The following is a 22,502-nucleotide window of genomic DNA, read 5'->3' on the forward strand; positions in this document are numbered from 1 at the left end:
AATATGGCGCGCCCGGAGAGATTCGAACTCCCGACCCCTTGATTCGTAGTCAAGTACTCTATCCAGCTGAGCTACGGGCGCTTACCAACAACCCCATAATATCCACTATCACAACCGGACCGCCAGTGCCGCAGACATTGCATCGGGGAATATACAGAATATGCTTAGGGGGTTTCATAGCGCTCCCCTTGCCTCATGGCAAGCCAACCACCCGCTCCATCCCCGCATCTCCCCCCAATGCTTGACAGAAACGCCGCCAAGGGTAGTATAATAGCCCTAACCGGCTCGGGAGCGGTTTTAGCCTAATCCCTGTGTCCCGAACTCTTAACCCCTGAACGGATATCCTCATGTTTGCAGTCATCAGAACAGGCGGCAAGCAATATAAGATCACCAGTGGCGATGTTATTGCTGTCGAAAAGCTGACCGGTGCGGTGGGTGACACGATCACTCTGGACGACGTGCTGATGCTTGGGGGAGATGAGCCCGTTGCAGGGACACCCCTTGTGGACGGAGCGCAGGTATCCGCCGAGATTGTCCGTCAGGGACGCGATAGCAAAATCACGGTCTTCAAAAAGAAAAGACGCAAGAATTACCGCCGTACCATGGGACACCGGCAACATCTGACCTGGCTGAAGATTACGGGCCTTGAAGGCCCCCAACAAGCGGCAGGTAAAACATCAACTAAAAAAGCGGCAAGTAAAACGGAAAAAACTGCCAGCCAAACCGAGGAGACCTGAACCATGGCCCACAAAAAAGCGGGCGGCTCATCGCGCAACGGACGTGACTCAGCAGGACGCCGTTTAGGCGTTAAAAAGTTCGGGGGTGAAAAAGTAGCCCCCGGCATGATTATCGTGCGCCAGCGAGGGACAAAGTGGCATCCCGGTCTTCATGTGGGCATGGGACGCGATCATACCCTGTTTGCCAAGACCCATGGCGCGGTTACCTTTCATGTCGGACGCGGCGGACGGCAATCCGTTTCCGTTGTTCCGGGCGATATCCCACCGGCTCCTTCGCAGGAGCATGCATCCTGAGCCTGACTGTTGTTCTTTCGTAGAGACATTTGCAGGGAGGTGGGATACGGCCTCCCTATTTTTTTATCTTTTTTTTGAAAAGCAAAATCCATGAAGTTTCTTGATGAAGCACGTATTTATATCAGTTCAGGCGATGGTGGCGCAGGGTGCGTCAGTTTTCGCCGTGAAAAATATATCGAGTTCGGTGGCCCCGACGGCGGTGACGGCGGTAACGGCGGCAATGTGGTGACAGAATGTGTTGCGGGGTTGAATACGTTAATCGATTACCGCTACCGCCGTCACCTTCGGGCGGGGCGGGGGCAACCCGGTATGGGACGCAACCGCACCGGCGCACGCGGAGACGATGTCATACTCAAAGTGCCGGTGGGTACGCAGATTTTTGAGGAAGACAGCAACACTCTCATGGCAGACCTGACCCATGTCGGACAATGCATCACCCTCGCCCATGGCGGCAATGGAGGGTTTGGCAATGCACGCTTCAAGACGGCGACCCGTCAGGCCCCGCGCCATGCCAACCCGGGCGCCCCCGGCACGGAATATTATATACGGCTGCGTCTTAAACTCATTGCCAATGCCGGCCTTATAGGACTGCCCAATGCGGGAAAGTCAACTTTGCTTGCGCGTGTTAGCCGGGCGCATCCTAAAGTCGCCTCTTATCCCTTCACCACGCTTTATCCCCATCTCGGTGTTGTAGAGGCTGACGAGGAACGGTTCGTGCTGGCCGATATTCCCGGATTGATCGAAGGGGCTCACAAGGGAGACGGACTAGGTCACCGGTTTCTGGGCCATGTAGAGCGGTGCTCCGTCTTGTTTCATATTCTTGATGCCACCCGTGAGAGTGTCACCCGGGACTGGCATATTGTCCGCGATGAGATCACCGCATACGGGGGCGGGCTTGCGGACAAGACCGAGATTATCGGTCTCAATAAAATTGACAGCCTGACGGAGGATGTCATACGCACCAAGGTAGAAGAAATCACAACGGCAGCGGGAAAAGAACCTCTTTGCCTGTCGGGTGTTTCAGGTACCGGAGTCACGGAGGCCATGAGACATATACTGCAGCAGTGCCAGCGCCATGAAAGCGATGGCGATCATGAGACCCGTGAAGCGATGGAGGATGAGTATGCTCCCACCGATCAAAGGGAGGTATGGCACCCATGAGCAGCGGCGATATTACCCAGGCGAAGCGATTAGTCATCAAGGTTGGCTCTGCTCTTCTGGTGGATGAAGCAACGGGGCGTTTGAACGAAACATGGCTTGCGACTCTAACGGAGGACATAGCGCGCATGGTGGCGCGAGGTCAGGAGATTATTGTCGTTTCGTCAGGGGCCATTGCTCTTGGACGTCATGCGCTTAAGTTGCCGAGGGGCGAGTTGCGCCTTGAGGAGAGTCAGGCAGCGGCGGCCTCCGGACAAATTACGCTGGCCAATATATGGGCCGGCGCTTTGGGGAAGCATGAGCTAGCGGCGGCGCAGGTTTTACTTACTCCCGGTGATACGGAGCAGCGCAGGCGATACCTTAACGCCCGCGCAACCCTGACGACGCTTATAAAGTTTAACGCCATTCCCATCATCAACGAGAATGACACGGTGGCGACCAGTGAAATACGCTATGGCGATAATGACCGGCTGGCCGCAAGGGTGGCGGTTATGATTGGTGCCGATTGTCTGGTTTTGCTGTCTACGGTGGACGGGTTTTATTCTGCCGACCCCGGCGAAGACCCCACCGCCAGGCGATTTGATATTATTGATATCGTAACGCCACAGTTAGAAGATATGGCAGCGGATACAGGGAGCGATCTCAGCCGGGGGGGAATGAAGACCAAACTGGAGGCGGCGCATATGGCGTTGGAGTCCGGTTGCCGTATGGTGATCGCCCCGGGGGATACATCCGCACCTTTGCAGGCGATCGAAGCGGGTGGCCCCTGCACATGGTTTCACACACCTCATAGTCCTGTTACAGCCCGCAAGGCGTGGATTTCAGGGAGTCTTGCCCCTCTCGGTGTTCTGGAGATTGACGAGGGAGCCCTTCGCGCTTTGGGGGCGGGTAAGAGTCTACTTCCGGCGGGTGTCAAGTCGGTCACAGGGATTTTTGACCGGGGTGATGCGGTGCGTGTGGTCACAGGTCAAAATCAGGAGGTTGCGCGTGGCCTGTGTGCCTGGTCCAGTGCAGATGCGGCACAAATTGCTGGGTGCAAAAGTAATGAAATCAAAGCCATTCTGGGATATGGTGGCCGTGAGGAAATGATACACCGGGACGATCTGGTGCTAAAAAAACAGGGAAAACCATGAGTGCGACTGTCCAACACATAACGGATTCCGTAGAGACTACGGCCCACGCATTAGGCAGGGCCTCCCGTGAGGCTGCCGAGGTATTAGCGTGCCTTGGGCCTAAAGCGAAAGAGGCAGCATTGCTGGCCGCCGCCATGACCATGCGGGCGGATGCGGGTGATATTCTTGACGCTAATGCTCGCGATTTAGAGGAAGCATCCCAACGGGGGCTTGCCGAAGCCAAGCAGGAGCGTCTCACCCTTAATGATGAGCGTGTAGAAGCCATGGCTACAGCTCTGGAAGATATTGCGGCCCTGCCGGACCCTGTAGGACAAACCGTTAGTGAATGGTCCCGGCCCAACGGGCTTAATATTCGCCGGGTGCGTACTCCTTTGGGAGTTGTTGGGGTCATTTATGAAAGCCGCCCCAATGTAACGGCGGATGCCGGTGCCCTGTGCCTAAAAGCAGGGAATGCGGTTATCCTCAGGGGTGGGTCAGAATGTTATCACTCCAACCGTGCCATTCATGAATGTCTGAAGCAGGGCCTTATTGCTGCAGACATACCGGAGGGAGCCATCCAGTTGGTGCCCTCTCAGGACCGGGCCTTTGTCAGCGCTCTACTGAGTGGTCTTGGTGGTGCTATTGATGTTATTGTGCCCCGTGGCGGGGTGTCACTTCTGGGGCGGGTTAAGGCTGAAGCGCGAGTGCCGGTGTTTGGTCATCTGGAGGGGGTCTGCACGATTTTTGTAGACCGTGAGGCTGACCTTGCCATGGCCCGCGACGTTGTCGTGAATGCCAAGCTGCGACGCACCAGTATTTGCGGGGCGGCAGAAACCCTGCTGGTAGATGAGCAATGTGCTGCCACTCACCTTAAGCCCCTTGTGACAGATTTGCTGGATGCCGGATGCGCCGTGCGGGGGGATCAGGCAACGCAGGCCGTTGACCCCCGTGTTGAACCGGCAACACAGGAAGATTGGCCACGGGAATATCTGGATGCCATCATCAGTGTAGGGGTTGTCGCCGACGTGCAGGCCGCTATGGCCCATATCGGCCGCTATGGATCCCAACACACGGAAGCCATCATCACCGACAATGAAAAAACAGCGGCTTTGTTTCTTGATCAGGTGGACAGTGCCATTGTTATGCACAACACCTCCACCCAATATGCCGACGGAGGTGAGTTTGGCATGGGCGCGGAGATTGGCATTGCCACAGGACGACTGCATGCGCGCGGGCCGGTCGGGGTTGAGCAGTTGACCAGTTTTAAATATCAGGTGCGGGGCTCAGGTCAAACGCGCCCCTAACCCCTCCCTCATCATGCGTGCCAACCCTGCCATAGGTGTTCCCGCCCCTGAAGCGGGTATGCGGATAGGTCTTCTTGGGGGCTCATTCAATCCGGCTCATAAGGGGCATCTTGACCTGAGCCTGTGCGCCCTTGCCCGCCTTGACCTCCATCAGGTGTGGTGGGTGGTATCACCCCGGAACCCTCTCAAAGAGACACTTCAGGTTGCGCCTTATGAGGAGCGGCTTGAACGGGCACACGATCTGGCACAACATCCCGCTATTGTCGTTAGCGATATAGAGTACCGAATGGGGCTGCGTTATACCATTGACACCATAACCGCCCTTCAGAACAGAAACCCCGGCGTGGACTTTGTGCTTTTGCTCGGCGCCGATAATGTGTTGCAATTACCCCATTGGCGGAATTGGCGGAAAATTATCATGCGGCTACCTCTGGCCGTAATGCCCCGCGCACCCTATACGCGAACCGCCCGAACAGGAAAAGTGGCTCAAATCGTTAATAATCACCACGTTTATGGCCACACTGACAACCTGCATGCACATCTCAGACCTCCGGCCCTTATTTTTCTTGAGGGGCCGGAAAACCCCCTCTCGTCAACCGCATTGCGAAATAAAGAGACCTGACCCGGAGTATGTGTGCCTCCTTTCCGGTTGACAGTGCCCCTCCATTCGCGTTTATTTGACTATATGCCCCTACGTTGCGCACGCATGTTGCGCCGTTTATGCTTCATCTTATGTATCATCGGTGAAAAGGAAAAAGCAGGTTAGAGAGCATTAACCCTCACATTTGGTGGATAACCTCCATTTGGACCCGAGGTTAACAGGTATTTCCCCTGTCTTTGGCTCCCTGTCTTTGCCCCACAGGATTTATGACAAGCGATATTCTTATACATCCCGCATCCCATGATGCTGCGCACCGCACGCAGACCCGAGATCCTACCCCTTGTCATCATCCGCCAGCACACCGCGATGACCGCGAAGGCTTTTTGCACTGGTACAATACGGTTCGTACCGATAGTCAGATTCTGGCCGACCCCCTCGCACCGGAAGACATGGTTATCCAATCCATGCCGGATGTCAGCCCCACCAAATGGCATCTGGCTCATACCAGCTGGTTCTTCGAAACATTTCTGCTTACTCCCTACGTATCTGCATACGAACCGCCCAATGCCATTTATGGGCACCTTTTCAATTCTTATTATGAAGGCATAGGACAGCCTTTTTCCCGTCTCCGACGCGGCATGATATCGCGCCCTACCGTTAGTGAGATTTTAGACTATAGAGCGCAGGTGGATGCTGCCATGGCAGCGTTTATTCTCAACGCCCCCCAGGACACATGGCGCGAAGCGGCGGCTTTTGTCAGTCTGGGTCTTCATCATGAACAACAGCATCAGGAATTGATGCTCACCGACATTAAGCACGTACTCTCTGAAAACCCCATGATGCCTGCGGCCTATAAAGCCGTTGATGATTTCAGGGGCAATATGGCAGAAGCACAAGCTCTTGAGTGGCATGCTTTTGATGGCGGGCTTGTTGACATCGGACACGACAGTCAGGGAACAGACCCCGCTCTGGATTTCGCTTTTGATAATGAAAGCCCCCGCCATGAACAATTAGTGCGTCCGTTTTTATTGGCCAACCGGTTGATCACCAATGGAGAATATTTATCCTTTGTAGAAGATGGCGGGTACCAAAACCCTCTGCTCTGGCTGGCTGACGGATGGAGTCAGGTGCAGGAAAACAACTGGGTAGCCCCTCTTTATTGGCAACGGGGTGAGGGATATGACTGCGAGCAAAGCGATGTCTGGCGGGAGTTCACGCTGGCGGGCCTCGTGCCGTTAAATCCGGCCACTCCGGTCTGTCATTTGTCTTATTACGAGGCCGATGCCTTTGCCAGATGGGCAGATGCGCGGTTACCCTCGGAAGAAGAGCAAGAACATGCAGCGAACGGGCAGTCTATCACGGGTAATTTTGGCCGCATGATCATCAAGGGAATTGCCCACGCCGTTCATCCCGACCCTGCTACAAAAAACGGCACAACACCAAATCAGATATACGGAGACGTATGGGAGTGGTCTCACAGTGCGTACGCCGCCTATCCCGGTTATCGTCCAGCTCAAGGGGCGGTGGGGGAATACAACGGTAAGTTCATGTGTGGACAATATGCTCTGCGCGGCGGCAGTTGTGCTACACCGACGGGTCACGTGCGCTTGACGTATCGCAATTTCTTTCCTCCCAGTGCGCGCTGGCAGTTCTCCGGTCTGCGCCTTGCGCAGGATGCCTGAACTCAGGAGCCTTACGTCTCATGCCCGCCATCGCCGAACCCCTCAGTCAGGAGGGAGCGCTCTCGTTTTTTCTGGACCAGGCACCGGATGCCGGCGACTTTCGTCAGGATGTCATCGCGGGTCTATCGCAAGCCCCCAAACAGATTGCTCCTAAACATTTCTACGATGCCGAAGGCTCCCGCTTATTTGATCTTATCTGCGAGACACCGGAGTATTACGTTACCCGCACCGAGTGCACTCTTCTGGATGACATAGCCGTCGAGATGGCACAACTGGCAGGTCCCGACGCCATCATTATCGAGTTTGGAAGCGGGGCCAGTGTTAAAATCCGCCGCTTACTTGACGAACTCAAAACACCACAGGCCTATGTAGCCATTGATATCAGCGCAGAACATTTACACACTTCGGCACAAAACCTAGCCAAAGATTGGCCCGTTTTGGACATCGGTGCTATCTGTGCCGATTTCACCGGCCACATCAACCTACCGGAATCTTTAACTCACCCCACCACCAGACGCCTCGGTTTTTTGCCAGGCTCTACTATCGGCAATTTTACGCCGACGGAAGCACAAGCTCTCCTCACACGATTTCATGACCTGCTGGCTCCCAACAGCGCTTTCCTCATCGGCGTGGATCTCAAAAAAGATCCCTCTCTCATAGAAGCCGCTTACAATGATGCCACAGGCATAACAGCAGCCTTCAACTACCATCTGCTTGAGCGCATGGTTGATGAGCTTGACGCCGACCTCAACCCCGATGCCTTTCACCACCGCGCTTTTTACAACACCGGCAAAGGACGAATAGAAATGCATCTGGAAAGCCAACACGCCCACACGGTTACCATTGATGGGCACAGTTTTGATTTTACAGAGGGAGAAACCATCCATACGGAAAACTCTTACAAATATACCGTTGAGGAGTTTCAGACGCTGTCTATCAAAGCCAAGTGGACACCTCAACGAGTATGGACAGACCCCAATCACCTACTCAGTATTCACTGGCTGGAAAGCACGCCCTCATAGCCGTGCCATCTTGAACATGAGTTCTGAAACATTTATGCTGACAACCGTGTCAACACAGCATAAAACAACAGACTCTGGAAGTTCTCCGGCAGGGCAAGTCCCATGAACCACAAAACCGGTATGCACCCTGAGATCTCTTTCATGACCCTTGGGGAAGGCACGGACAAAACCCAACGCAGTACCAAGACACTGGACGTAATTCTTGACAGCCTGTCTGATGATAAGGCTTTTGAAATTATCGTGATTGATTTAGCGGGTAAAACCCAGATTGCCGATTATATGGTGATCGCAAGTGGCCGCTCGGCGCGTCATGTAGGGGCAATCGCCGACCATGTTGTCAGACGTCTCAAAGAAACCGGCGCCGGACGCGCACGCATAGAAGGTTTACCCCAATGCGATTGGGTTTTAATTGATGCGATTGATGTTATTGCTCATGTTTTTCGCCCTGAAGTGCGGCAATTTTATAATCTGGAGAAAATGTGGACCGAATCTCATCTCTCCGACGATATGATCGTCTCTGCCCCCGAAGTGGACACCCCAACGGACACTCAATGAAGCTCCATATTGGCGCTACCGGCCGGATTCGTTCAGGACCGGAACAGGACCTTGTGCAGACTTATCTGAGCAGGGCAGTCAGCGCCGGACAAGGGCTTGGATTTCATGGACCTGAACTCCACGAAGTAGACGTAAAACAATCCCTCCCCATTGCGCAGCGCCAAACAAAAGAGGCGGATTTGCTGCGCAAATGTGCTCCCGATAATGCCATCATTGTTGCTCTGGATAGACAAGGACACACAGAAGACAGCGAAACCTTTGCCGCACGACTTGCGGATTGGCGGGATAGCGGTATCCGCGATCTTATCTTTATGATTGGCGGGGCTGACGGGTTGGATGCGGAATTATGTGCTCAGGCGCGTTTTGTTTTAGCCCTTGGCCCTATGACCTGGCCTCATGGACTTGTACGCATTATGCTGACCGAGCAGATTTACCGCGCCTTAACCATTTTGAACAATCACCCCTATCACCATGGTCATTAACCGGCCTGCAATTGTTTTTTTGGTTGCTCTGGCCCTTCCGGCCAACACAAGTATGGCGCAAACCCAACAAGACCAAAGCCGTCTTACAGCACTGGATAATCAGTTGCGCCTTGTCGTGAAAGAAAAACAATCTATTCAAGACGACATAGAAGAAAATCAACGTCTCATGGCGGCTGTTCTCGTTGGACTTGTTCACAACCGGCTTCGGGAGAATAAGACACCTACACCTTCTGCCGAAGAACGGCTTGCCGGAGAACGACGGAAAATGGTTATGCGCAGCCTGATTCCCCTTCTGCAAGAACGATATGAAACATTGCTGGGCAAAATAACCACCCTGAACGAGCAGCATCAAGCACTTCTAGCACAAAGGCAAGATATTGACCCCACCGCTCAAGCCACTCCTGATGATATAGAGACCTATCTTCAAGAAGCTCCTCGCTCGTTAACCATACCTGTTACCGGTACTTTCGCCCGCCGTTTTGTCAGCGAAGACAGTAACCAGAACGATGTGGATGGCGTATTTAAGGGTATCGTCATTGAAACACGTCTTGATGTCCCGGTATTCTCGCCTGTTGATGGCATCGTTATTTATGTGGGCGCACTAAATTTTTATGGAAAGACATTAATTATCAGGGCCGGAAAAGGGTATCATGTATTGCTGGCCGGGATGGAACGGGTTAAGGTTCAAACAAACCAGCGAGTTTTATCTGGTGAGCCTGTCGGCTTCACAGGCGTGGCCGGGCGTAGATTTGACAGTAAATTTAGCGGCAAAAACGAGGGGCAAAGTCAAAGCCATAAAAATCATGATGCAACGGACAACCGCACCATGCTATATTTCGAATTCAGAAAAGATGGTACCCCTATTGACCCCGTTCCCTGGTTTACAACAGGCACATCGCCACCGCTCTCATAGAGAGTAATAGCCACCATTCTACAGTCAACGTTCTACAATCAACAAAATCATAAGGGTAAAAACGATGAACCGGCCTCTTGCCATTGTTACGATAATTACGTGCGTGAGCCTTGGCATCGCCGCAGGTGTTGGGTTTGTACTCTTCACCCGCACCTCCCCTGCGGCTCTGGTCGTGGCTCAAAGCGCAGAGGTTGACGACAAAATTTATCGCCAACTCAATCTGCTCGGCGATATTTTTGAGCGCGTTCGTGAAGATTATGTAGAAAAACCGGAAGAGGAAGAGCTTATCAAATCTGCCATCAATGGCATGTTGAACTCTCTGGACCCCCATTCTTCATATCTGGATGCCGAGGCTTATAAAGATATGAGAGAAAACACCAGTGGTGAGTTCGGAGGGCTTGGCATTGAGGTAACGCTAACAGATGGCGTTGTGCAAGTTGTATCTCCCATTGATGACACGCCTGCTCAACGGGCTGGTATGCAAGCGGGGGACAGAATTACTCATCTGGATGGCGAGTCCATCACCGGCATTACCCTTTATGAAGCGGTCAAGAAGATGCGCGGAGAGGTAGGTGAAGAAATAGTACTCACCGTTGCGCGTGAAGGGATTACTAAACCGTTTAAAATCAAGATTGTGCGTGACCTTATCCGCATTCAGCCAGTCAAACACGAAGCCCGTGGCAATGTAGGTTATGTTCGCATCACTGTTTTTAATAACAACACTACGGAAGATCTTCACAAGGCGCTTGAGGAACTATCAGAAGAATTAGAGACAGATAAAGTTGCGGGCTATATTCTGGATTTGCGTAATAATCCGGGAGGGCTTCTCAATCAGGCGGTTTCCGTTTCGGATAGTTTTTTAGATCGCGGTGAAATTGTATCAACCCGGGGCCGTCAGGCCGGAAACATTCAGCGCTTTAATGCTAAAAAGGGAGATATGACAGATGGCGCCCCTATTATTGTACTAATTAATGGGGGAGCTGCGTCAGCTTCTGAAATCGTTGCCGGTGCTCTGCAAGATCACCGACGGGCTACAATTTTAGGTACGAGATCTTTCGGCAAAGGCTCTGTTCAAACGGTCTCTCCCATCGGTGAGGGGGGTGCTCTTCGCCTTACAACAGGGCGCTATTACGTTCCGTCCGGTGAATCTATTCATGATCGGGGCATAGAGCCGGACATTGAAGTCAAGGCTGTCCTTAAAGAGGATGAAGACGCGGAGGTTGAAGCAAGGGCAGAGGGTGAAGAAGACGAAGATGAAACCAGCGCCGTTTACTATTATGTGCCCAGAGACAAAGAAGAAGACGCCCAGATTAATTACGCTATGAAACTGCTGCAGGCGGTTCAAGAAGAACGTCTCAAGGTTACAGAGGCATCAAACAACAATAACGTCAACTAAGACGTTCAGGAATGTCTACCATCCAACGAGAGAATATGCCCTACCGCCCCTGCGTTGGCATTATGTTAATCAATCAGGAGGGCCTGGTATGGACAGGGCGACGGTCTTCTTTGGCCGGCGCTCCCCCGCTCGCTCAACCCTGGCAAATGCCTCAAGGCGGCATTGATGAAAACGAAACCCCTCTTGAGGCGGCTTTTCGTGAATTAAAAGAAGAAACCGGCACCAATGAAGCACAGGTTTTAGCCGAAACACCGGAGTGGCTCTACTATGACCTCCCTGACGAAAGCCTCGGTTGGGCACTTAAGGGTAAATATCGTGGCCAAAAACAAAAATGGTTTGCTATGGACTATCAGGGGCAGGATGAAGTCTTTAATTTAGGAACGGGTAACAAGGCCGAATTTGACCAATGGGCATGGCGTCCGGCACAAGAGCTGATTCACATGGTAGCCTCTTTCAAACGCGAGGTCTATGAACAGGTTGTCGCAGAGTTTGCCTCTCTCCTGCAACAGAGAAACTAAATATCCAAAGCATCCCTTAGCTGGCGCAACTGGTCAAGATTCTGCCGGGCACGTTCACGGGTGGCGTCATCTTTAGCATCGGCAATATCCTCCTCCGTATTACGGATATGCTGATCTAACGTCTCAGCGTTCAAATCTTCAAGGAGAATGGCCTCTTCCGCCAGCATGGTCAGATCACCTCCCTGTTTAACTTCCGCAAAACCACCCCGCACAAAAACACGACGTTCCTCACCTTCCGTACCTTCAATATGCAAAACGCCCGGACGTACCACCGTCATCACCGGCGCATGGCCAGGCAAAACGGCAAAGTCTCCCTCCACACCAGGGGTAACTACCATTCTCACCGGCTCTGAAATCAGAAGACGTTCCGGTGAAACTAAATCAAAGTGCAACCCTTCAGACATTTAAGCCGCTTTCATCGCCAGCTGTTCGGCTTTTTCCACTGCTTCCTCAATGCCGCCTACCATATAAAATGCCGCTTCCGGCAAATGGTCATAATCGCCATTGCACAAGCTCTGAAAACCCTTGATGGTATCCGCCAACCCCACCAACTTGCCCGATGAGCCGGTAAACACCTCTGCTACGTGGAACGGTTGAGATAAGAACCGCTCAATTTTACGCGCTCTCGACACGGTGAGTTTGTCTTCTTCCGATAATTCATCCATTCCCAAAATGGCGATGATGTCCTGAAGTGCCTTGTAACGTTGCAGGATTTCCTGCACCTGACGTGCCACCGCATAATGTTCTTCACCTACCACCTGAGGTTCCAGAATACGGCTGGTTGAATCAAGCGGGTCAACGGCAGGATAAATACCTTTTTCCGAAATAGCCCGCGATAGCACCGTGGTGGCATCCAAATGCGCAAACGAGGTAGCCGGAGCCGGGTCCGTTAAGTCGTCCGCCGGCACATAAATCGCCTGCACCGATGTAATAGACCCTTTGTTGGTACTGGTTATGCGCTCTTGCATGCTACCCATATCGGTAGCCAGAGTTGGCTGATATCCCACGGCACTGGGGATACGGCCCAACAAAGCAGAAACCTCTGAGCCTGCCTGCGTAAAGCGGAAGATATTATCCACAAAGAATAATACGTCCTGGCCCTGATCACGGAAATGTTCAGCAACAGTAAGACCCGTCAAGGCAACGCGAGCACGAGCACCGGGTGGTTCATTCATCTGCCCATACACCAACGAGCACTTAGAACCCTCGCCGCCTTTCTCTTTATTCACACCGGATTCAATCATCTCCCAATACAAATCATTGCCCTCACGGGTGCGCTCTCCAACACCGGCAAATACGGAATAACCACCGTGGGCCTTCGCCACATTATTGATGAGTTCCATAATCAACACGGTCTTGCCAACACCGGCACCACCAAACAAGCCAATTTTACCGCCCTTAGCATAAGGGGCCAGCAGGTCCACCACCTTAATGCCGGTCACCAGCATTTCCGCCTCGGTAGACTGATCCACAAACAAGGGCGCTTCCTGATGGATGGCACGAGTTTGGGCAGCAGGCACGGGACCGGCTTCATCCACCGGCTCACCGATAACATTGATGATGCGCCCCAGCGTCTCTTCTCCCACCGGCACGCTAATGGGAGAGCCCGTGTCAGTCACATCAGCACCGCGCACCAACCCCTCGGTTACGTCCATGGCAATAGTACGCACTGTATTCTCACCTAAATGTTGCGAGACCTCCAGCACCAGCCGGTTTCCGTTATTATCTACCTCCAAAGCGTTAAGGATAGCGGGAAGATGGTCATCAAAATGCACATCCACCACAGCCCCGATAATCTGAGTTACTTTTCCAACGACGTTTGGTTTTTCAGTCATGTATCTTTCCTATTCTATCGACCTGTTCTACCGGCTGTTTTACATTTGTTTCAAATTTGAATTCACAGCTTATATCACAACGCTTCTGCGCCGGAGATGATTTCTATCAATTCACGTGTAATCATTGCCTGACGGGTGCGGTTATAAGTAATGGTCAGCTTATCAATCATCTCACCGGCGTTGCGAGTGGCATTATCCATAGCCGTCATACGCGCTCCTTGCTCACTGGCAGCATTTTCCAAAAGTGCACGGAATATCTGCACCGCTACATTACGTGGCAAAAGAGCGTGGAGGATTTCTTCTTCATCCGGCTCATAATCAACTGCCGCTCCATCCGGAGGCAGAGCCGTGCTAACCTCATTTTCACTGTCTTCACCATCCTCACCCGTGATGGCAGCCGGAATAATCTGCCGCGCCATAGGCTCCTGAGCAATGACCGAACGAAATCGCGAATAAAACAGCGTACAAACGTCAAACTCGCCCGCTTCAAACATGGCCAGCACACGATCCGCAATACCCTTAGCTTCGGAAAAGCCAATATTTTTGACAGTGGAAAAATCAACCGTATCCACAATCTTCCCACCCATCTCACGCTTAAGCGCATCGCGTCCCTTTTTACCTATACAGATAATTTTAATCGTTCGCCCCTGCTCCATAAGAGAACGGGCATGGTCCCGTGCCTTGCGCGCAATGGAACTGTTAAACCCCCCACACAACCCCCTATCAGCAGTAGCTACCAATAACAGATGAACATCCTCACGGCCCGTTCCAACCATCAGTGGGTGACCGTCGTCACGACCTTCCATAGCATAAGCGAGGTTCGTCATAACCCGCTCCATACGTTCCGCATAAGGGCGTGCCGCCTCAGCCGCCTCTTGAGCACGGCGCAGTTTAGAAACCGCTACCATCTGCATGGCACGTGTAATTTTGCGTGTTGCAGCAACGCTACCAATGCGATTCCTCAGTTCCTTGAGGCTTGGCATAACTCCACCCCTTCCCGATTAGGCGAATGCCCTGGCGAAGGTCTGAACGGCTTCCCTGAGGGAGGAGGTTGTGGCATCGGACAATTCTTTCTCCGAGGCAATCGTCTCAAGCAAAGATTCGTTTTTGTCGTGTATATAGCGCAACAGTTCTTCCTCAAAGCGTCTAATATCAGCCACTGCCAACGGGTCAAGAAAGCCATTAACACCGGCAAAAATCACTACCACTTGCTCTTCCACAGACAATGGCGAGAATTGCGCTTGTTTGAGGAGTTCCGTCAAGCGCTCGCCACGTGCCAATAATTGCTGAGTGGCTGCATCAAGGTCTGACCCGAACTGAGCAAAAGCAGCCATATCGCGATATTGAGCCAGTTCACCCTTGATTTGCCCTGCCACCTGTTTCATGGCCTTAATTTGAGCCGCCGAGCCCACACGAGACACCGACAGCCCCACATTAAGCGCCGGACGCACACCCTGATAAAACAAATCCGTCTCCAAAAATATCTGCCCATCAGTGATGGAAATCACATTGGTGGGAATATAAGCGGAGACGTCATTGGCCTGGGTTTCAATAATGGGCAGGGCCGTCATAGAGCCTGCGCCATTGTCTTCGTTCATCTTGGCGGCACGTTCAAGGAGGCGTGAATGCAGGTAAAACACGTCACCCGGATAGGCTTCACGTCCCGGTGGACGACGCAACAACAAAGACATCTGACGATAGGCCACCGCCTGTTTGGACAAATCATCATAAATCAAAAGACTGTGCATGCCATTGTCGCGAAAGTATTCGCCCATAGTACACCCAGCAAAGGGAGCCAAAAACTGCAACGGTGCCGGCTCGGAGGCGGTTGCAGCTACCACAATAGAGTATTTCAAGGCATCATTTTCTTCCAGCGTGCGCACAATCCGCGCCACCGATGAACGCTTCTGACCTATCGCTACATAAATACAATAAAGTTTGGCGCTTTCGTCACCACCTTCATGAGCTTCTTTTTGGTTGAGGATGGCATCAATGGCGATAGCAGTTTTTCCGGTCTGGCGGTCACCAATAATCAGTTCGCGCTGACCACGACCAATCGGAATAAGAGCATCCACTGCCTTCAACCCTGTCTGCATCGGCTCATGCACCGACTTACGCGGCAAAATACCCGGTGCCTTAACATCAACCCGGCGACGCTCCTCCGTCTCAATCGGCCCCTTGCCGTCTATAGGATTACCAAGAGGGTCTACCACCCGCCCCAACAACGCCTTGCCAACGGGAACCTCAACAATGTCCCCGGTACGCTTGACCGTATCACCCTCTCCGATTTCCCTGTCAGAGCCAAAAATAACGACACCGACATTGTCCTCTTCAAGGTTCAGAGCCATGCCCCTGACACCATTGGCAAAAGCCACCATCTCACCGGCCTGCGCATTATCCAGACCATATACTCTGGCGATACCATCACCAACGGACAAAACCTGTCCTACTTCCGATACCTCAGCCTCATTGCTGAAATTACGAATTTGTTCTTTGAGAATAGCGGAAATCTCCGCTGCACGAATATCCATCAACCAACCTCTTTCATGGCAGTTTTCAACATGGCGGTTTTCAACCGGTCTAATTTCATCGCCAGAGACAAATCAACCATTCGGCTGCCGATCCTCACAACAAGCCCCGCCAGAAGAGCCTCGTCGACCCGCAATACAACCCGCACCTGTGCTCCAACAGTTTCTTTTAAGACTTCCATTAAAACATCCAGTTGTGTCTGTGTTAAGGCCTTAGCACTTGTCACTTCAGCGGTTACTTCTCCATTATGGCGCGCCAGCAAAAACCGCCACGCCGTAATAATACGCTCAAGAGCAGACAACCTCCGCTTGCGTGCCAAAAGCCCTGCAAAACCCACAACAACGCCCTCAATATTTGCCCGCGCCAACAAAGCCGAAAGCGCCTGCCACTTCTCCATAGCCGTCAATACAGGCGAACGTACCAACCGACGTAAATCAGGACTCTCCTCAAGCAGATTTGCCAACCGCTCCATGGCCGTATTGATTTCATCTAACGCTTTATCTTCACGGGCCAACTCAAAGAGAGCCGTTGCATAACGGCCCGCAACACCCGCCAACGCAGACGATGTGCCCCCGGCCCCGCCCGAAACCATTGTATCTACTGTGTCCATCGTATCTACTGTAATGGGAAAACAAACACCATCCGATGACACCTTGCAGGAGCCTCCGAAGACCCCCGTTTCGTACCACACGGTGCACCAGAGTGCAACACAAGGCCACCAAAATAGGCCACACTACGATGGTACTCAGGGCGGTCTCAAATCTCCCACCGGCCTTCTTTATTTGTTCTCTACTCTAGGGTGAATCTTACCGGTATTGAGCCTCGGTAAGCCGCCAATAGGCTCTGGTGTCCTTAAGGACCTCATTCTTCCGAATAAGGTCAAAAGGTGTATCTCCCGATTTGTTTTGCACCGCGCCATCGGCCCCATGATCCAGCAATAGTTCAACTACCGCCGATGTTTCGCTATTCTCCGCTGCCCGATGCAAGGGTGTAGAGCCCCATCCATTACGGGCCTCTATATCAGCTCCATGGTCCAGTAGCAGTTTCACCACCGCTGATGCGCTACTAAACCACGCCGCCCAATGCAGGGGCGTGGACCCATCCTCGGCACGATCTTCTATATCGGCTCCATTGGCCAGTAAAAATCCAGCACTGCCGGTGTTTGGGTAATTACTGCCGCCAAACACAGAGGCGTGACCCCCTCCTCATCGCGGGCGTTAATATTCGCTCCACCTTTGAGAGCGGACTCTACATCCGCCGCCGTGGCCATCTGCCAAAACTCCGCATTCAAAAACACATTACCTTGATCATCTTGCACCTGAAAGAGATATACCAAGATGGAAAATAAAAACAGACACCCCAGAAAGACACTCGCTTTTGTTCTCATGTTTTATTCTCCTTCTTCAGGTTGCGTTTTTCAATGATGGTGTCCAACCGGAAATCATTTTGTCTCTTTCAAGAAAACGCTATAGTAAATCGCCGATTGTGACGGCTTTTTTTTTCTATTTTTCTGCACGTCACGTCACCTATCTCAGATAGTCGAGATACATGCGTCCCCCCACAGGGCTGGAGGTCAACACCCTCAACCTCAACCATGCTGATGCCGCCATCAATCACCGGAGGGGTAACCGCTGCCGTACGTACAAATTCTTCAATTGTCTTTTCAACGTTTTCGGTAATTCGAAACTGCCGCACCGGAGAATCTGCAGCAATAAGTTTGTTGAGCAATTCCGTTACTTCAGCTTTGTTAATGGTGGATTCCGGCATATCCAGATCAAGCCGTGCCTTTTCTGCGCTGATGCCGCATCCGGTTACCCTGACAGGAAGCAGGCTGCATAATAAATGCAAACAGGTGTGCATCTTCATATGTGCATATCTTCGATCCCAGTCAATCTCACCCCCCACTGACACTCCGGGTTGGACGGCAAGGTCGGCGTCTTCACAGCGATGCCAAATCTTTAAAGGGTGGCTTTGATCAGAGAAAGTGTCGGCAACAACGACAGACTGCCCATTGATCAAAAACCGCCCGGTATCGCCCTTTTGTCCTCCTCCCCCCGGATAAAAACATGTTTGATTCAATGCGATTTCGTTTCCCCGCACATCAACAATTTCACCTTCAAAAGATTGAAGATAAGCATCATCCTCAAACAACCGTACCGTTCTGTTTTCATTTTCCATTATCATTGCAAGGCTCCTTCACGGACTAAAGGTCAGGCTCTATCGTATAGTAGCACCCTCGTATTAGTGGGTACCTTACAAAAAAACCACCCTTAAAAGAAACTCCATGGATCAACATCCACCACCACCCGCACAGAGGATGGTGCCTTCGCCAGAGCAAACCAATCCTGCACATAAGCTTGCACTTTGACATGTAGGTCGGCCTTTACCAGCAGACGATATCTATGTCGCCCCCGCAGCCACGCCATAGGGGCCGGAGCAGGACCCAGCACGCGGACTCCCTGAGCCTGAGGGGCCGTATCCGTCAAGGTCTGCGCAAAATTTGCCACCGCAGCCTCATCACGCCCGGACACCACAAGAGCCACTAAGCGTCCGAAAGGCGGCAAAGCGGCGTGCTCCCGCGCCTCCCATTCGGCACGAATAAAATTCTCGCGCTCTCCCGCCGCCAATGCCTCCATAACCGGATGCGACGGCATCCACGTCTGTAACAACGCCCAACCCGGTTTATCCTCACGACCCCCACGTCCCGCTACCTGATGCAACATCTGATAGGTCCGTTCAGCAGCCCGCAAATCTCCGTTAGCAAGGCCCAGATCGGCATCCGCAACGCCAACAAAAACCAGACGCGGAAAATGATGCCCCTTGGCTACCAACTGAGTGCCAACGATAATGTCCACCTCGCCGTTGGTGATTTTTTCAAGAGCCTCCCGATGGGCGGACGCTCCACGCAGATGATCTGACGACATCACCAAAAGTCGTGCCTCCGGCATGAGTGCCGTCAATTCTTCAGCAACCCGCTCCACCCCCGGACCGCACGCCACAAGACTATCTGCAGCATCACACTCAGGGCACACATCAGGTACTCTTAAACGGTGACCACAATGATGACATTGGAGTTTTGAACCTTGTCTGTGAGTAACAAGCCAGGCATCACAATCGGGACAGACTAAGCGATACCCGCACTTCCGGCACAACATAAGAGGCGCATACCCCCGCCGGTTAAGAAACACCATAGCCTGCCGGTCTGAGGCCAGAGCCTTCTCAAGCCCCTCCATCAAGGCAGGAGCCAGCCATCGCCCGGACGGTGGAGGATCAAGGCGCATGTCAACAAGGTCAATATGAGGTGGGGGAGCCCCCCCATGGCGATGGCCTAAAATCACACGTCCATAGCGGCCTCGATTACTGTTTACCAATGTTTCCAACGAAGGTGTTGCCGAACTCAACACGATGGCAAACCCATCCAACGAGGCGCGTGCCACCGCCATATCCCGCGCCTGATAGATGACGCCATCCTCTTGTTTGAAAGCGGCATCATGCTCTTCATCTACCACAATCAAACCCAGATCAAGCCACGGTAAAAACAACGCCGAGCGAGCCCCCACCACAAAACGCGCCTCACCACAGGCAACTGCACGCCAAATCCGCCGCCGTTCGTTTATACCCAGACCCGAATGCCAGCACAAAGGCGCACATCCAAAACGCGCCTCAAAGCGTTCCATAAACTGAGATGTCAGAGCAATTTCAGGAACCAAAACCAACCCCTGCCGCCCCTCTCGCAATGCAGTCGCTACCGCCTCAAAATAAACTTCCGTCTTGCCGGATCCCGTCACACCATCCAACACCGTAGCGCTGAACCCATCCGCTAACACTCTGCAGCGCAAAACATCAACCGCCTCTTGTTGCTGATGAGATAAATCCACGCCGCTATGGTCAGGGTCCGGTATCGGTAAAGGCGCTTCTTCTATCATCACACGATGTATAACGTCATGTGATACAAGCCCCCGTATTACCGTAAGGGACACTCCTGCCGCTTGCGCCAGCGCCGACGCTGATAAGGGTCCTTCTTGTAAAACCTCCAACACTCGGCGGCGGGCAGGAGTCATCTTTATTGATGAAATATCAGTATTTGTCTCACGCAACGCATAAGCCCAATCCCCCCTCTGCCCTTCAAGAGCGGCAGGTGTATTAAGCACCAAGCGCAAGACCGCACCCGGCATCGCAAGGGTATAGGCGGCTACCCAATCGACAAACCGGCGCGTGGCCTCCGTTAAGGGTGGTGCATCCGGCCGTGCAGCTACATCTTTCAAGCGGTGGGCGGCAACCTCGCCACCGGCCCCCAAGGTCCAGACCACTCCCACCACTTCCCGCCGCATCCCCCATGGAACCCGCACAATATCCCCCGGTGCTAAGACTTCAGACGATAAGTAATCATAAAGCCCCCGTGCACCCGGCCCGGCCACAGCAGGCAGAACCCGCACACACCCACCGCCCTTTATGGGATCAGGGATAGAATCAGAGATATAATTGGGAGCATCTGGCATCATAGGGTCAATGTGTCCTATAACAGGCTACACCGTCAAAGAGCCAATAAGGGAAAATCCGTTTATGCAATTTTTTGTTGATACCGCCGATGTAGCAACCATCCGCGATTTAGCCGAAACCGGCATGGTAGACGGTGTTACCACCAACCCATCTCTGGTAGCCAAGGCAGGAGGAGATTTTTTTGCCACGCTGGCCGATATCTGCGCCGCCATTGATGGCCCTGTCAGCGCCGAGGTCACGGCCACCGACACGGAGACTATGGTTGCCGAAGGGCACAAACTAGCCAAAGTTGCCGAGAATATTGCCATCAAAGTGCCCCTTACATGGGAAGGGCTTAAAGCCTGTCGTACGCTTGCCGACGACGGTCATATGGTAAACGTCACGTTATGTTTCAGTGTTGCCCAAGCGCTGTTGGCAGCCAAAGCGGGAGCTAGTTTTATATCGCCCTTTATCGGACGACTGGATGACACCGGGCAAAATGGCATGGCATTGATTGGTGATATTCGCGCCATATACGACAACTACCCCGCTCTTAAAACTGAAATTCTAGCAGCCTCCATTCGCCACACCGATCATGTGCGTGAGGTCGCTCTTGCGGGTGCTGATATTGCCACTCTCCCTCCTGAGGTTTTGCGCACTCTCGCTCATCATCCCTTAACGGATAAAGGGCTTGCCATTTTTCTGGATGACTGGAAAAAAACCGGACAAACTATTCTTTAAGGGGTTATCCGGTGAGCAATGGGATTATGAGTCCTTGCGGAGCTCAGGGTACGCCGTGCGTAGCTCATCGTAACCTAACGGATAGTCAATAATAATTTGACCCACAACCCCCGCAGGCCCCAAGCGGCGGCCTGCCACCTCTAAAACCAGAGCGCCCGCATCCTGCGTACTAAAAAAAGCAGGCAGGTCGCTCATAGACACTACAAAATACTCTCCAGCAGACAAAAAATCATTCAACAAAACATCACCCGTACTTGTCTCAACACGCACCCAGACTTCACCCGTAGCGTGAAGAACAATCGGATAGGTGATCCGACCGGTTAGGATAGCATCCGCCTTACCTTCTTTTGGCTTTGAAACCTCAGAAAAAGAGAGAGAAGACGAAGGAGTTAAGGCCAACGCCTGACCGGAAACAGGGGGTGCATCAGTTGAATCATCCACCACATCATCTGTCTTAGCGTTTGTTGAATCCTTCTCAACCATCGGCGAGTAATCACTCACCTGAGGATATTCAAACGTTTGCCACTCTACCTTATCGGCCGTTGCAAAAATCCAACCGCTATAAATTACAGTCGTCAAAAACGCCGCCACTAAAGTATACGGAACGCCCCTCACACGACTATCATAATTGAGACGTACGAAATGCTCTGATGTGAATTTATGATTATACTTTAACTTTGCCTTTAGGCGGCGCTCTTCCGAGCCGGGCCCGCGATAGACAGCAACAAGCGCCTCAGCGTCAAGACCCAACTCAGCAGCGTAACAACGTAAAAACCCAAGGGTGTAAACCCGTTGGGGCAGATAATTCCACGCCTCACATTCCAGCGCCTGCAAATGACGAGAGGGCACATGAATCCGCGCGGCAATAGAATCAATAGTCTCCCCGCGTGCCTCTCTGGCTTGCCTGAGCGCCTCTCCAATCACGCCGGGGGCTTTCTGGTCATCCTTTTTCATCTCAATCCAATGTCGGGTGTCCCATGACCAAGCATAACACACCCACTCTCAATCTTACCTAGCACGGCCTCAAACGGATTGTAGGTAATGCGCCTACCTTTTTCAATAAGCCCCCTAATAGAAATTAAGGGACGGATGGTAGGCTTTCTGTGAAAAGCTTCCATAACAACCAAAAAAATGGGCATATAGA

Annotated in this window: 25 protein-coding genes and 1 tRNA gene; 14 read left to right on the plus strand and 12 right to left on the minus strand. The window is 52.4% G+C overall.

Going from position 1 to position 22,502, the window contains the following annotated elements; all coding sequences use genetic code 11:
- Window positions 1-4: 4 nt before the first annotated feature.
- Window positions 5-81, minus strand: a tRNA-Arg gene (locus tag V6Z81_04575).
- Between the two features lie 266 nt (window positions 82-347).
- Here V6Z81_04575 and rplU point away from each other — a divergent pair.
- The 13 genes from rplU to V6Z81_04640 all read left to right on the plus strand — a co-directional run bounded on the left by rplU (window position 348) and on the right by V6Z81_04640 (window position 11,774).
- On the plus strand, window positions 348-737 hold the full coding sequence (rplU, locus tag V6Z81_04580; GenBank protein ID MEG9861763.1) for a 50S ribosomal protein L21: 390 nt from the start codon (window positions 348-350) through the stop codon (window positions 735-737).
- 3 nt (window positions 738-740) lie between these two features.
- Window positions 741-1,031 carry a 50S ribosomal protein L27 gene (gene rpmA / locus V6Z81_04585; GenBank protein MEG9861764.1) on the plus strand — a complete coding sequence of 97 codons (291 nt, stop codon included), beginning with the start codon at window positions 741-743 and terminating at the stop codon, window positions 1,029-1,031.
- A gap of 90 nt (window positions 1,032-1,121) precedes the next feature.
- Complete coding sequence (gene obgE, locus V6Z81_04590) at window positions 1,122-2,192, plus strand: GTPase ObgE (GenBank protein MEG9861765.1); 1,071 nt, start codon at window positions 1,122-1,124, stop codon at window positions 2,190-2,192.
- Window positions 2,189-3,322, plus strand: a complete 1,134-nt coding sequence (gene proB / locus V6Z81_04595; GenBank protein ID MEG9861766.1) for a glutamate 5-kinase — start codon at window positions 2,189-2,191, stop codon at window positions 3,320-3,322. The genes obgE and proB overlap by 4 nt, the downstream gene beginning before the upstream one ends.
- The gene (locus V6Z81_04600) at window positions 3,319-4,605 is read left to right on the plus strand and encodes a glutamate-5-semialdehyde dehydrogenase (GenBank protein ID MEG9861767.1); all 1,287 of its coding nucleotides are present in this window, start codon (window positions 3,319-3,321) and stop codon (window positions 4,603-4,605) included. Before proB ends, V6Z81_04600 begins: the two co-directional genes overlap by 4 nt.
- Before the next feature lie 58 nt (window positions 4,606-4,663).
- Complete coding sequence (nadD, locus tag V6Z81_04605) at window positions 4,664-5,227, plus strand: nicotinate (nicotinamide) nucleotide adenylyltransferase (protein MEG9861768.1); 564 nt, start codon at window positions 4,664-4,666, stop codon at window positions 5,225-5,227.
- Window positions 5,228-5,472: 245 nt separating this feature from the next.
- Complete coding sequence (gene egtB / locus V6Z81_04610) at window positions 5,473-6,888, plus strand: ergothioneine biosynthesis protein EgtB (GenBank protein MEG9861769.1); 1,416 nt, start codon at window positions 5,473-5,475, stop codon at window positions 6,886-6,888.
- Between the two features lie 20 nt (window positions 6,889-6,908).
- Window positions 6,909-7,910, plus strand: coding sequence for an L-histidine N(alpha)-methyltransferase (gene egtD / locus V6Z81_04615; GenBank protein ID MEG9861770.1), 1,002 nt, complete (start codon window positions 6,909-6,911; stop codon window positions 7,908-7,910).
- A gap of 102 nt (window positions 7,911-8,012) precedes the next feature.
- Window positions 8,013-8,465, plus strand: coding sequence for a ribosome silencing factor (gene rsfS / locus V6Z81_04620; GenBank protein ID MEG9861771.1), 453 nt, complete (start codon window positions 8,013-8,015; stop codon window positions 8,463-8,465).
- A complete protein-coding gene (rlmH, locus tag V6Z81_04625; GenBank protein MEG9861772.1) occupies window positions 8,462-8,947 on the plus strand; it encodes a 23S rRNA (pseudouridine(1915)-N(3))-methyltransferase RlmH in 486 nt (161 codons plus the stop codon). The genes rsfS and rlmH overlap by 4 nt, the downstream gene beginning before the upstream one ends.
- 52 nt (window positions 8,948-8,999) lie before the next feature.
- On the plus strand, window positions 9,000-9,860 hold the full coding sequence (locus V6Z81_04630) for a peptidoglycan DD-metalloendopeptidase family protein (GenBank protein ID MEG9861773.1): 861 nt from the start codon (window positions 9,000-9,002) through the stop codon (window positions 9,858-9,860).
- A gap of 64 nt (window positions 9,861-9,924) precedes the next feature.
- Window positions 9,925-11,256 (plus strand): S41 family peptidase, encoded by a 1,332-nt coding sequence (locus tag V6Z81_04635; protein MEG9861774.1) that lies wholly within the window; start codon window positions 9,925-9,927, stop codon window positions 11,254-11,256.
- Window positions 11,257-11,267: 11 nt separating this feature from the next.
- Entirely contained in the window at window positions 11,268-11,774 is a 507-nt protein-coding gene (locus V6Z81_04640) for an RNA pyrophosphohydrolase (protein MEG9861775.1), read from the plus strand.
- Here V6Z81_04640 and V6Z81_04645 read toward each other — a convergent pair.
- The 9 genes from V6Z81_04645 to V6Z81_04685 form a co-directional block, all read right to left on the minus strand.
- On the minus strand, window positions 11,771-12,178 hold the full coding sequence (locus tag V6Z81_04645; protein MEG9861776.1) for a F0F1 ATP synthase subunit epsilon: 408 nt from the start codon (window positions 12,176-12,178) through the stop codon (window positions 11,771-11,773). The two genes, V6Z81_04640 and V6Z81_04645, sit on opposite strands and share 4 nt — an antisense overlap.
- Window positions 12,179-13,609: a F0F1 ATP synthase subunit beta gene (gene atpD, locus V6Z81_04650; protein MEG9861777.1), complete on the minus strand. Its 1,431-nt coding sequence runs from the start codon at window positions 13,607-13,609 to the stop codon at window positions 12,179-12,181. It abuts the gene before it with no gap.
- A gap of 74 nt (window positions 13,610-13,683) precedes the next feature.
- Window positions 13,684-14,592 carry a F0F1 ATP synthase subunit gamma gene (locus tag V6Z81_04655; protein ID MEG9861778.1) on the minus strand — a complete coding sequence of 303 codons (909 nt, stop codon included), beginning with the start codon at window positions 14,590-14,592 and terminating at the stop codon, window positions 13,684-13,686.
- A gap of 18 nt (window positions 14,593-14,610) precedes the next feature.
- Window positions 14,611-16,140: a F0F1 ATP synthase subunit alpha gene (atpA, locus tag V6Z81_04660; protein ID MEG9861779.1), complete on the minus strand. Its 1,530-nt coding sequence runs from the start codon at window positions 16,138-16,140 to the stop codon at window positions 14,611-14,613.
- Entirely contained in the window at window positions 16,140-16,748 is a 609-nt protein-coding gene (locus V6Z81_04665) for a F0F1 ATP synthase subunit delta (GenBank protein MEG9861780.1), read from the minus strand. Before V6Z81_04665 ends, atpA begins: the two co-directional genes overlap by 1 nt.
- A 196-nt stretch (window positions 16,749-16,944) precedes the next feature.
- A complete protein-coding gene (locus tag V6Z81_04670; protein MEG9861781.1) occupies window positions 16,945-17,325 on the minus strand; it encodes an ankyrin repeat domain-containing protein in 381 nt (126 codons plus the stop codon).
- The gene (locus tag V6Z81_04675; GenBank protein MEG9861782.1) at window positions 17,256-17,525 is read right to left on the minus strand and encodes an ankyrin repeat domain-containing protein; all 270 of its coding nucleotides are present in this window, start codon (window positions 17,523-17,525) and stop codon (window positions 17,256-17,258) included. The genes V6Z81_04670 and V6Z81_04675 overlap by 70 nt, the downstream gene beginning before the upstream one ends.
- Before the next feature lie 68 nt (window positions 17,526-17,593).
- Window positions 17,594-18,322 (minus strand): alanyl-tRNA editing protein, encoded by a 729-nt coding sequence (locus V6Z81_04680; GenBank protein MEG9861783.1) that lies wholly within the window; start codon window positions 18,320-18,322, stop codon window positions 17,594-17,596.
- An 86-nt stretch (window positions 18,323-18,408) separates the two neighbouring features.
- Entirely contained in the window at window positions 18,409-20,640 is a 2,232-nt protein-coding gene (locus V6Z81_04685) for a primosomal protein N' (GenBank protein ID MEG9861784.1), read from the minus strand.
- Between the two features lie 61 nt (window positions 20,641-20,701).
- Between V6Z81_04685 and fsa the strand changes: the two genes are divergently transcribed.
- The gene (gene fsa, locus V6Z81_04690) at window positions 20,702-21,358 is read left to right on the plus strand and encodes a fructose-6-phosphate aldolase (GenBank protein ID MEG9861785.1); all 657 of its coding nucleotides are present in this window, start codon (window positions 20,702-20,704) and stop codon (window positions 21,356-21,358) included.
- 24 nt (window positions 21,359-21,382) lie between these two features.
- Here the strand turns inward: fsa and V6Z81_04695 are convergent, their stop codons facing one another.
- Both V6Z81_04695 and V6Z81_04700 read right to left on the minus strand, forming a co-directional pair.
- Complete coding sequence (locus V6Z81_04695; GenBank protein ID MEG9861786.1) at window positions 21,383-22,312, minus strand: RodZ domain-containing protein; 930 nt, start codon at window positions 22,310-22,312, stop codon at window positions 21,383-21,385.
- Complete coding sequence (locus V6Z81_04700) at window positions 22,309-22,497, minus strand: hypothetical protein (protein MEG9861787.1); 189 nt, start codon at window positions 22,495-22,497, stop codon at window positions 22,309-22,311. The genes V6Z81_04695 and V6Z81_04700 overlap by 4 nt, the downstream gene beginning before the upstream one ends.
- Window positions 22,498-22,502 lie beyond the last annotated feature (5 nt).

It is taken from the genome of Parvularculales bacterium (genome assembly GCA_036881865.1).
GTDB lineage: Bacteria > Pseudomonadota > Alphaproteobacteria > JAPOUT01 > JBAJNM01 > JBAJNM01.